Below are 10,390 nucleotides of genomic sequence, written 5' to 3'. Positions count from 1 at the left end.
CAAAGTAAGAGTATCAAGCGCTGAACCGCAAAAAGTCGTAGTCCAGAATCATTAAATAAGAGTAACTAAAAAAACATAAAAACCTGATTTAAAGCAGTTTATTACAAAACAATTTTAGACTTATTTCCATAATGAAATTTCAAAAAAAAATAGAAATAGGTCCTAAAAACACGTTGACACTTACATTCCATTTTAGAAAACCTTTTCAAAAAACAATAGGCAAAAAAAAAGTCAAAGGCTTCAATAGAAGGCTTTGACTTGATTTAATAAAAAGAATGTGGTTTATGATTTAGACATTGTTTTATCGGCAATTTGACTTCGGTAATAATTAGGTTTTACTCCCGTAAACGTTTCAAATGCATTATAAAAACTTTGCTTAGAACCAAATCCAGCTTTTTCGGCTACACTTTCTATTTTAAAATTAGCATAGGCTGGATCAGAAAATAATTGTTTTAATTCCTCAACCCTGAAACTATTAACATAGGTATTGAAATTGAAACCATATTCTTGTTTCAATAACTGAGTGATTTCTTTTTTAGGCACACCTAATTCTAGTACAATATCTTCTAATTTTAATTTAGGATTCAAGTATGGTTTTTGGTTTACAAAATATTCTTGCATTTTGTTTTTTAATTTTTTTGAATAGTCTAAATTTTCTTTTAAAACTGGTGCTTTAGCTTCTAAAATTGTATTTTTTTCTGCTTTAGCTAATCGATATTTGTCCATCAAAACATCATAGGCTTTATTTCTTTCTTTCAGAAATAAAGAACGTTGACGATATAAAAGAACTAATCCTGCTGCAAAAAACATCAATATAAATAATATCACAATCGTTTTTTGCTTGTATCCTAATACTTGAAGTAAATGTTTGTTTTCCTCTTCTTTTTTGGATGTTTCATATTTGATTTCTAATTCATGTAAGGCTTTTTGTTTATCCAATGAAAGCAATGAATCTGTACTTATTTTCATCTGTTCAGATACCAGTAAAGCCGCTTCAAAATTTTTGTTGTTTTTATATAATTTTAATAACGAAGGCTGCATCTGTAAGGCCTCAAAGGACATCCCTAATGAATCCGCTAAATGAATTGCACGAGTCAAATAAGCCAAGGCTTTGTCAGGTTGCTGCTTTTTAATATAAAGATCACCCAGACCTTTACTTGCCATAGCGACACCTTCATAAGCCTGGATTTTAATACAATCCGCAAGCATACTTTGAAAAGTTCGTTCCGATGATGTTAAATCACCTTTGGCAAAAGAAGCCACAGCAACATTATAATCGATTTTCATTTTCAAATAAGCACCTGATTTTCCAGATACATATTGTAATGCTCTAAAGTAATAATCCAACGCTTTGTCTTGGTCTTTTATGTCATCTGCATAAAAAGTTCCAATATTCATCAATACGGAGGAAATAGAATTAGAATCTTTCACTTTCAAAGCAGCTTCATATGCTTTTCTATAATATTCTAAGGATTTTTCAGTACTCTTGGTATATGAATATGCACTCCCAATATTCATACAAACATTAATAATGGGCTTAATACTATCTAGTTTATTCAATACCTCGTACGAATCCAATAAAAACTTTTGCGCATTGACAAAATCACCTTTATGGCACAATATAGCACCATAAGTAGCACTCAATTTTGCCGATTCAAATGGCATATTATTATTTTTAAAAGTAGCTATAGCACCCTGAAAATAAGGAGCCATTTCTTGTTGATTCGTAAAATCAATATCGCCTTTAACCAATAAAAGTGACTGAGCAATAGCTAATGAATCTTGAATTTTTCCTGCAAATGCTCTTATTTGCTTTCCCGTTGACAAAACCGAATCCATATTCTGAAGATTAGAAAATGCCTCTTGACGCAACTTATAAACACGTATCAGTTGTTCGTCATTCAACTTTTGTTTTTTCGAAGATTTTAATACCGTATTAGTAAAAACAAGAGCCGAATTGGGATTCGTTTTAATCTCTTTTTCTGCATTATTTAATAATTCTTCTATTGAAATGTCCGTTTTCTCAGAATGATTAAATTCACAGGAATAAAAAACAAGAATAAATAAGGATAGGATGCAAATGAATTTAAAATCTCTCATTCAAAAAAAATATTAATAGTTTCAACCTAAATAAAAAACCAAAATCACTGTAACTCTTTTAGTAATCTTTAAAAATTAGTTTGAGTGATTTCTTGAAGAAAATTTAGAAACTAATAACAATCTGAAAAAGGGTTTTAGTTAATTTAAAATTTATCCAAACAAAAGTATATCAATAAATACGGTAGTTTTTAAATTATACTTATATCTTAAAATAAAATACGGATGATTTCATTACAGTGATTATTCACTTGAACTAGTAACATCATGTTGCGAGTTTCGCGTTTTTATTATTTAGTTTTTTTGCATTGATTTGGTTCAACAAACGATTATTTTCCATAGAAAAAAGTATGTTTCTAAATGAATTAAAAACATTGAAGCTCCTATCTATTTTCCAATGAAAAAAATTACTAAATTTGTGTAAAGCATCATTAATGTAATGCTGTTTTGACAGTTATTAGTTCTCTAAATTATTTCAATAACTATTATAATTTAGAGTCAAAATTATGCTGAAGTCGCAATCTATAAGTATTTTATTTAAAGAAAGTCCCCACTTATAAATAAACTTTTATGAACTGGAAATCTGAAAACAAATTAGCCAATTTAGGATTCTTCATCGCTCTCAGTATACTTATTTTACTAAGTCTTTTTTCATATCAATCTTTTCAAAAAAACATTGAAAATGAAAAATGGGTTCGACATACTTACATAGTTTTACAAAACAGTAAGGAATTATTCTCTACAATCAAAGATGCTGAAACGGCACATCGAGGTTATATTATAAGTGGGAACGCTAACTTCCTAGAGCCTTTGGCAAATTCAACTGCTAAAAAAGACAGTCTATTTAATCAAATTACACCCTTCCTCTCTAACAATAAAAAACAGCTACAAAGAGTAGAACAACTTAAAAAGTTAACCCAAGAAAAATACCGTTTCATCTATAACAACATATCGTTACGTCAAAAAAAAGGCGTTAACGAAGCCATGAAAGAAATAAATAGTGGCGAAGGAAAAAGAATAATGGATGAAATTAGAGTTGTTTTTCATCAATTCGACAAAGAAGAACAATACTTGTTAGAAGAAAGAGGACTCAAAACAGAAAACTCTACAAATACCTCTAAAATAATTCTATTAATAGGAACTTTAACTAGTTTATGTATCTTCTTAATCATATTTTATATCCTAAAAAAACAAATCAAACAAAGAAGAAAAAACGAAGAACAACTGTTTATTCAAAATGAATGGTTTACTCAAACGCTCGTCAGTATTGGAGATGGAGTTATAACTACTGATACAAATGGCATTATCTCCATGATAAATAAAACTGCCTGTCAGATTATAGGTTGGAAAAATGAAGAAATTACAGGTAAGAATATTGATTTTGTTTTTAATATTTTAAATGAAAGAACAGGTCAAAAAGTAACAAACCCAATAAGTATAGCACTTCGAGAAGACAAAACCGTATTACTGGATGAAAACACTATTTTAATAAAAAAGGATGGGACAAAAATATATGTAGACGATAGCGGTTCTCCAATTCATAACAAAAAAGGAGAAATAATTGGAGCAGTACTGATTTTTAGAGACATTACTGAAAAGAAAAAAGTGGAACTCGAAAGAGATATGTTTTACAACATATCAATTGACATGATTGGTGTGGCTGGAAATGATGGTTATTTCAAAAGAATAAATCCTGCTTTTCAAAAAACGCTTGGATATACTGACGAAGAATTTCTTTCAAGAGGGTTTTTAGATTTTGTCCATAGCGATGATATCAAAAAAACGCTTGCTGAAATGGAAAAGTTAGCTGCTGGCGAACCTACTCTAAGTTTTGCAAACCGTTACAAATGCAAAGACGGAACCTATAAATGGTTAGAATGGAATGTCATCCCAGTTGACGAAAACTTATATGCCATGGCTCGTGACACTACCGAAAGACATAAAGCCGAACAAGAAATTGATGCCGCTCGAAAAAAATTCTTCCAGATTTTAGAATCGAATCCTGTTGCTATTGTGATTACAGAAATCAAAAACAGGCAAATTAAATATGTCAACGATGCTTTTTGTCAAATGTCAGGTTTTCAAAGAGAAATGGTGCTGGGTAAAAATGCTTCCGACTTAAAAACAATAAGCACCTCTGAAGGAGAAAAAATTACTCAAAAAATACTAAAAGCTGGTGGGCGTGAAAAAAATATGGAATCTAAATTCCGAAGAATGAATGGCGAAGAAATAGATGTTCTCTTTTCTGTGGAAAGTCTTGAAATAGAAGGCTCGATGTGTTTTATAGGTTCTTTTATTGATATTAGCCAAAGAAAAAAAGCAGAACAAGAAATAAAAAGACTTAACCAAAATCTTGAAAAAAAAGTAGAAAAAAGAACCGAAGAATTACAAAAACAGAAGGAATTCACAGATGATATCTTAAATAAAATTCCAACAGAAATAGCTGTTTACGATCACAACAAAAACTATTTATATGTAAACCCAAAAGGCATTGAAAGTGAAGAAATCAGAGATTGGATTATAGGGAAAAGCGATTTTGATTACTGTAAATTAAAAGGTATTGACGAAACAATTGCCAATAAAAGAAAGGAATCTTTTGAGAAAGTAAAAGAAAATGAATCTGTTGAATGGATCGATGAATTAATAACTGAAGATGGAGAACTAAAATATATGTTACGCATATTGCATCCTTTAGAAAACAGTGACAAATACATTTTGACAGGATATGACATTACTGATCTTAAAAAAGCAGAGCAAGAAAAACAACAATACATCAATGACCTTGAGCAAATGATGTTTATGACTTCACACAAAGTTCGGCATCCTATTAGCCAGTTAATTGGAATCTCAAACCTATTAGAAGAAGAACTTTCGAAAGAAGAAGTTACAGGAATTATTAGTTATATCAAAAACTCTATATTATCTCTTGAAACTTTTACTCGTGAATTAACAATGTTTATTCACGAATCAAAAAACAAAAACGAAAAAAGGAATCTGTAACTTTTTTTAATTTTAATAAACAAACACTTTATAAAAAAGATTTTTTCTATCTTCAAAGTAAGTCTAAACATTTCCGTTTTAGAGTGTTTTCCATTTCATTGCATTCTAATTAGTCAAAAGAGAACGTTAAATCAGCTGGAGTTTTTAGAAAAAACATCTTGTGTAACAAATGTTACTGAATCCTTTTTTTGTCTGTATTACTTTTGCCCCAATAAATCAAGAACAACAAAATTAATTCCATAAAATACAACTAAAATGAAACTAGAAAACATTATCAAAGAAAAAGAATGCACCATTGTAGATGTTAGAACTCATGAAGAATTTATGGGCGGACATGTGGTGGATTCCATTAATATTCCGTTAAGTGAAATCCACGAAAGAATTGAAGAATTAAAAAGTCTAAAATCCCCATTAGTGCTTTGTTGTGCCTCTGGAAACAGAAGTGGGCAAGCGCAACATTTTCTTTCTCAAAAAGGAATTGACTGCTATAACGGTGGTTCTTGGTTAGACGTAAATTACTATCAATCTAAATAAATTCAAATCAAATAAATCCATGATAAACATTTTAAAAAAAATATTCGGTTTAGGACCAAACACGAACTATGCTGATTTAGTTAGAAATGGCGCCCTGATTCTGGACGTTCGTTCCAAAGGAGAATTTGCAGGTGGACATGTAAAAGGCTCAATAAATATTCCTGTTGAAGTTCTAAGTCAAAATCTTTCGAAATTAAAAGATAAAGAAAAAACAATCATTACTTGTTGTGCCTCTGGAATGCGAAGTGCATCCGCTAAAAACATCTTAAAATCACATGGCTACATGCATGTTTATAATGGTGGTGGTTGGAGTAGCTTGAAAAATAAATTAAATTAATTACTTCAAAAAAACTTTGCTCTGATTACTAAAACAACGTTAATTGTTAACCAATAACACTATTATTCTTATTTTTAAATAGTTAATTAACAGATACTTAAATTACATATTGTTTAATTTTACTGTGCTTAAAATTAAGCACACTCTTTGCAGAACATGCCCTAAATTGTGTATTCCTGCAAAAAAAATTAATTATAAAAAGCAACTGTTATGAAACTCACAATTAAAAAACAAGAAGAAGTAAAAGGAGCTATGAAAGCTAAATCTAACGGCGCAGAAGATTTAAGAGATTTATTTGAAGTTGGATTGAAAGACATTTATTGGGCAGAAAAAGTATTGACTAAAAGTTTACCAAAAATGGTAGAAAATGCTTCTTCTCCAGAACTAGTTAGTGTATTAAAAAATCATTTGGCAGAAACAGAACAGCATGTTTCCCGATTAGAAAAAGTTTTTGAAACGACTGGAATTAAATTGGGACAAAAAAAATGCGAAGCAATGGAAGGATTACTAAAAGAGAGTAATGATATTATGCAAAAAACTCAAATGGGAAATGTACGTGACGCTGGAATCATTGCATCGGAACAAAAAGTAAAACATTATGAAATTGCCACCTATGGAACCTTACACGCATTTGCTAAGAGTCTTGGTGAAAATAAAGCTGCTCAATTATTAGAAATGACACTTATTGAAGATAAAAAAACGGATGCCACTTTAACCAGAATTGCTTTATCAGCAATTAATAACAAAGCAGTTGCGGCAAGTATGAGACATTAATTCTGAGAAATAAGAATCATTAGTTTATGTAATAAATTAACAAAAAGCCTGCATAAAGCAGGCTTTTTTTATTGTACTATAGTAATTCTGTTTAAAAATAAAACCCATTTAATGCCAATTAAAAATTCAAAAAAACGTTTGCGGTAACCCTAAATAAAAATTACATTTGCAGCAGTTTAACTTTTACACACAAAATGAAGCCTAACACACAACAATTAAACGATTTAACTATCCAAGTCAGAAGAGATATTCTTCGTATGGTTCATGCTGTCAATTCAGGTCATCCAGGTGGATCACTAGGTTGTACAGAATTTTTGGTAGCATTGTACCAAAATTTAATGGACCGCAAAGAAGGTTTTGATATGGACGGTATTGGAGAAGATCTTTTTTTCCTTTCAAACGGACATATTTCACCTGTATTTTACAGCGTATTAGCCAGAAGCGGTTATTTTCCAGTTTCGGAATTAGCAACTTTCCGTCTTATTAATTCAAGACTACAAGGACATCCTACAACTCATGATGGTTTACCAGGAGTTCGTATGGCATCTGGTTCACTTGGACAAGGATTATCTGTTGCAATTGGTGCAGCACAGGCTAAGAAATTAAATGGTGACAACCACACTATTTATACCCTACACGGAGATGGAGAATTACAAGAAGGTCAAAACTGGGAAGCTATCATGTATGCTTCTGCAAAAAAAGTAGACAACCTTATCGCTACAATTGACCTTAACGGAAAACAAATTGACGGAACAACTGACGAAGTTTTAGCAATGGGAAGTATTCGTGCTAAATTTGAAGCTTTTGATTGGGAAGTTCTTGAAATAAAAGAAGGAAATAATATCGAAGCTATTATTGCTGGTTTAACTGAAGCTAAAGCAAAAACGGGTAAAGGAAAACCAGTTTGCGTATTGTTGCATACAGAAATGGGTAATGGTGTTGATTATATGATGTACAGTCATGCTTGGCATGGTAAGGCTCCAAATGATGCACAACTTGAAAATGCTTTAGGACAAAATTATAATACTGGAGGTAATTCAGACTACTAATCCCCTCCTAGCCTCCTCAAAGGGGAGAGACAGCTACATAATAGATAAATAAAAAAACATAAACCCTATAACCCCAATAGGTACTCCCTTCCTTCGGAGGGGTTGGGGGAGGAAAAAATGAAAAAATATACAAATACAGGAAGTAAAGATACTCGTTCAGGTTTTGGAGCGGGAATGACAGAACTAGGTCAGACTAATGAAAATGTTGTGGCACTTTGTGCTGATTTAATAGGTTCATTGAAATTTGACGATTTCAAAAAAAATCATCCAGAACGTTTTTTCCAAATTGGAATTGCAGAAGCAAATATGATTGGAATTGCTGCAGGTTTGACAATTGGTGGAAAAATTCCTTTCACAGGAACTTTCGCTAACTTTTCTACAGGAAGAGTTTACGATCAAATCCGTCAATCTGTTGCTTATTCTGAGAAGAACGTAAAAATCTGTGCTTCACACGCAGGATTAACTTTAGGTGAAGATGGTGCTACACACCAAATCCTTGAAGATATTGGATTAATGAAAATGTTACCAGGTATGACTGTAATCAATACTTGTGATTACAATCAAACTAAAGCGGCTACCTTAGCAATTGCAGATCATCATGGTCCAGTTTACTTGCGTTTTGGTCGTCCAGTTGTGCCTAACTTCATGCCAGCTGACGAACCTTTTGAAATTGGTAAAGCAATTCTTTTAAACGAAGGTTCTGATGTAACAATTATAGCTACTGGACACTTAGTTTGGGAAGCATTACTTGCAGCGGAAGCTTTAGAAGCTAAAGGAATTTCTGCCGAAGTAATCAACATCCATACGATCAAACCATTGGATGAAGAAGCTATTTTAAAATCATTAGCAAAAACAAAATGTATAGTTACTGCTGAAGAGCATAACATCCTTGGTGGTCTTGGAGAAAGCGTTTCTAGAGTATTAGCTTTAAACAATCCTGCTCCTCAAGAGTTTGTTGCGGTTAATGATAGCTTTGGAGAATCTGGAACACCAGAGCAATTAATGGAAAAATACAAATTAAACAATCAAGCTATTGTTGAAGCTGTAGAAAAAGTTATTAAAAGAAAATAATTCCTTTTTAAAATAAAAAAATCCCATTCATTAATTTGAATGGGATTTTTTATATAAGGTCTTTTTATATTAATGACAGGTACTATCCAAGAAGTTTTTCTTACCAGAAGTACAAATTGGAATATCTGCAAATGGATAAGCAATTCCTGTCGCAGGATTTTTTATTTCAAGTTTCGTAGTATAATTATCACCATCATCATCTACATCAAGAAAATCAGGAATATTATCTGCATCAGTATCATCAAGGTTTGTAAGCGTTGTAGGATAGTAAGCTGTATTTCTGTAATCATACATGTATCCATTACCATTTATATCTTCTAAATAAGACGGAATACCATCTGCATCTTGATCTGCTCTTTTTATTTCATACAATTTAAAACTAAACACTAAAGGAGCATATGACGGTATAGAACTACTTCCTGTAGCATAATATCCCAACCCAGAAGGAAGAAACATTACACCTGCACCAAAATCATTGTAAGAAACTGTTCCGTCAGGATTTGATGTATACGTTCCAGTCTTAAATTGCGGGAAAGTTTCACCCCAACCTGGTACCGTTGAGTACAAACTCAAAATAGTTTGTGGGTTTTTAACTTCTTCAAATTTATTAACAGTAAGTGTTGTCACATTTGACACCGCTTGTCGCTCTAAATAATCTCCTCTGTATGATGCCAATACACCATCAACATTACAAGGTGATTGCCCTACTCCTTCTCTTAAAAGTAAATAATATAATTTATAGGTAATACCATGAAGATTTACATCTCTACTCAAAAGTTTTGGAAAACCAGCATTATCTTTATAAGACCAAATAGCAGGTTGCGTTCCTCCATCAGGAATTTTAGTAAAAACTACATCTTGGTCATCTTGAAAACCTGGATGCTCTGTAACTGTAATATAATAGGTTTGTAAATATTCTTCAATATCAGTAAGATCAGTAGCATATTGTACTGAATAATCTCTAAGAGGCTCTGATACAGCATTATCATTTTTTGAACATGAAAATAAAGAGATTGTTGCAACTAATAAAATAAAATAATACTTAAATTTGTTCATTATGGTTAATTTTTAAGTGCGCAAGATACAATATTGATTGATTTTTGTAAACTATTTAACTTGGATTTTAGAAAATTTATGAGAATAGATAAATATTTATGGTGCATGCGGTATTACAAAACCAGAAACATGGTAACTGAGGCTTGCAAAAAAAATCATGTTACCGTAAATGGTCAAGTTGCCAAGCCTTCGAAAGAAGTATTTCCTACCGATAAAATTACGTTCCGAAAAGATCAAATCACACAAATTATTACTGTGCTTGATATTCCGGACAATCGTGTTGGCGCAAAATTAGTCGATATTTATCGTAGAAATGACACTCCAGCAGAAGCATATGAGCATCTGGAACTACTGAAATTGTCTAAAGAACATTACAGAAAAACAGGAACAGGAAGGCCAACAAAAAAAGACCGAAGAGATATTGACGAATATGGAAATGAAATTATTGACGACGACGATTTAGATTAAAAAT

At 31.7% G+C, this 10,390-nt stretch carries 9 protein-coding genes; 7 read left to right on the top strand and 2 right to left on the bottom strand.

Annotation, left to right across the window (positions count from 1 at the left end; all coding sequences use genetic code 11):
- Positions 1-282: 282 nt before the first annotated feature.
- The gene (locus tag C8C88_RS10080) at positions 283-2,100 is read right to left on the bottom strand and encodes a helix-turn-helix domain-containing protein (RefSeq protein WP_121337995.1); all 1,818 of its coding nucleotides are present in this window, start codon (positions 2,098-2,100) and stop codon (positions 283-285) included.
- A 567-nt stretch (positions 2,101-2,667) separates the two neighbouring features.
- Between C8C88_RS10080 and C8C88_RS10075 the strand changes: the two genes are divergently transcribed.
- The 6 genes from C8C88_RS10075 to C8C88_RS10050 all read left to right on the top strand — a co-directional run bounded on the left by C8C88_RS10075 (position 2,668) and on the right by C8C88_RS10050 (position 8,862).
- Complete coding sequence (locus C8C88_RS10075) at positions 2,668-5,097, top strand: PAS domain S-box protein (protein ID WP_121337993.1); 2,430 nt, start codon at positions 2,668-2,670, stop codon at positions 5,095-5,097.
- Between the two features lie 255 nt (positions 5,098-5,352).
- Positions 5,353-5,631: a rhodanese-like domain-containing protein gene (locus tag C8C88_RS10070; RefSeq protein ID WP_121337991.1), complete on the top strand. Its 279-nt coding sequence runs from the start codon at positions 5,353-5,355 to the stop codon at positions 5,629-5,631.
- A gap of 19 nt (positions 5,632-5,650) precedes the next feature.
- Positions 5,651-5,968 carry a rhodanese-like domain-containing protein gene (locus tag C8C88_RS10065; RefSeq protein ID WP_121337989.1) on the top strand — a complete coding sequence of 106 codons (318 nt, stop codon included), beginning with the start codon at positions 5,651-5,653 and terminating at the stop codon, positions 5,966-5,968.
- Positions 5,969-6,178: 210 nt separating this feature from the next.
- On the top strand, positions 6,179-6,742 hold the full coding sequence (locus C8C88_RS10060) for a ferritin-like domain-containing protein (protein WP_121337987.1): 564 nt from the start codon (positions 6,179-6,181) through the stop codon (positions 6,740-6,742).
- A gap of 194 nt (positions 6,743-6,936) precedes the next feature.
- A complete protein-coding gene (locus C8C88_RS10055; RefSeq protein ID WP_121337985.1) occupies positions 6,937-7,791 on the top strand; it encodes a transketolase in 855 nt (284 codons plus the stop codon).
- A 117-nt stretch (positions 7,792-7,908) separates the two neighbouring features.
- Positions 7,909-8,862: a transketolase family protein gene (locus C8C88_RS10050; RefSeq protein WP_121337984.1), complete on the top strand. Its 954-nt coding sequence runs from the start codon at positions 7,909-7,911 to the stop codon at positions 8,860-8,862.
- Positions 8,863-8,931: 69 nt separating this feature from the next.
- On the opposite strand, the gene C8C88_RS10045 is transcribed toward C8C88_RS10050, so the two are convergent.
- Complete coding sequence (locus tag C8C88_RS10045; RefSeq protein ID WP_121337982.1) at positions 8,932-9,918, bottom strand: FKBP-type peptidyl-prolyl cis-trans isomerase; 987 nt, start codon at positions 9,916-9,918, stop codon at positions 8,932-8,934.
- 78 nt (positions 9,919-9,996) lie between these two features.
- Between C8C88_RS10045 and C8C88_RS10040 the strand changes: the two genes are divergently transcribed.
- A complete protein-coding gene (locus C8C88_RS10040) occupies positions 9,997-10,386 on the top strand; it encodes an RNA-binding S4 domain-containing protein (protein WP_121337980.1) in 390 nt (129 codons plus the stop codon).
- Positions 10,387-10,390 lie beyond the last annotated feature (4 nt).

It is taken from the genome of Flavobacterium sp. 123, from assembly GCF_003634825.1.
In the GTDB taxonomy this organism is placed as follows: domain Bacteria; phylum Bacteroidota; class Bacteroidia; order Flavobacteriales; family Flavobacteriaceae; genus Flavobacterium.
Note: the sequence above shows the minus strand (reverse complement) of the source record. Positions and strands in the feature narration are given on the sequence as shown.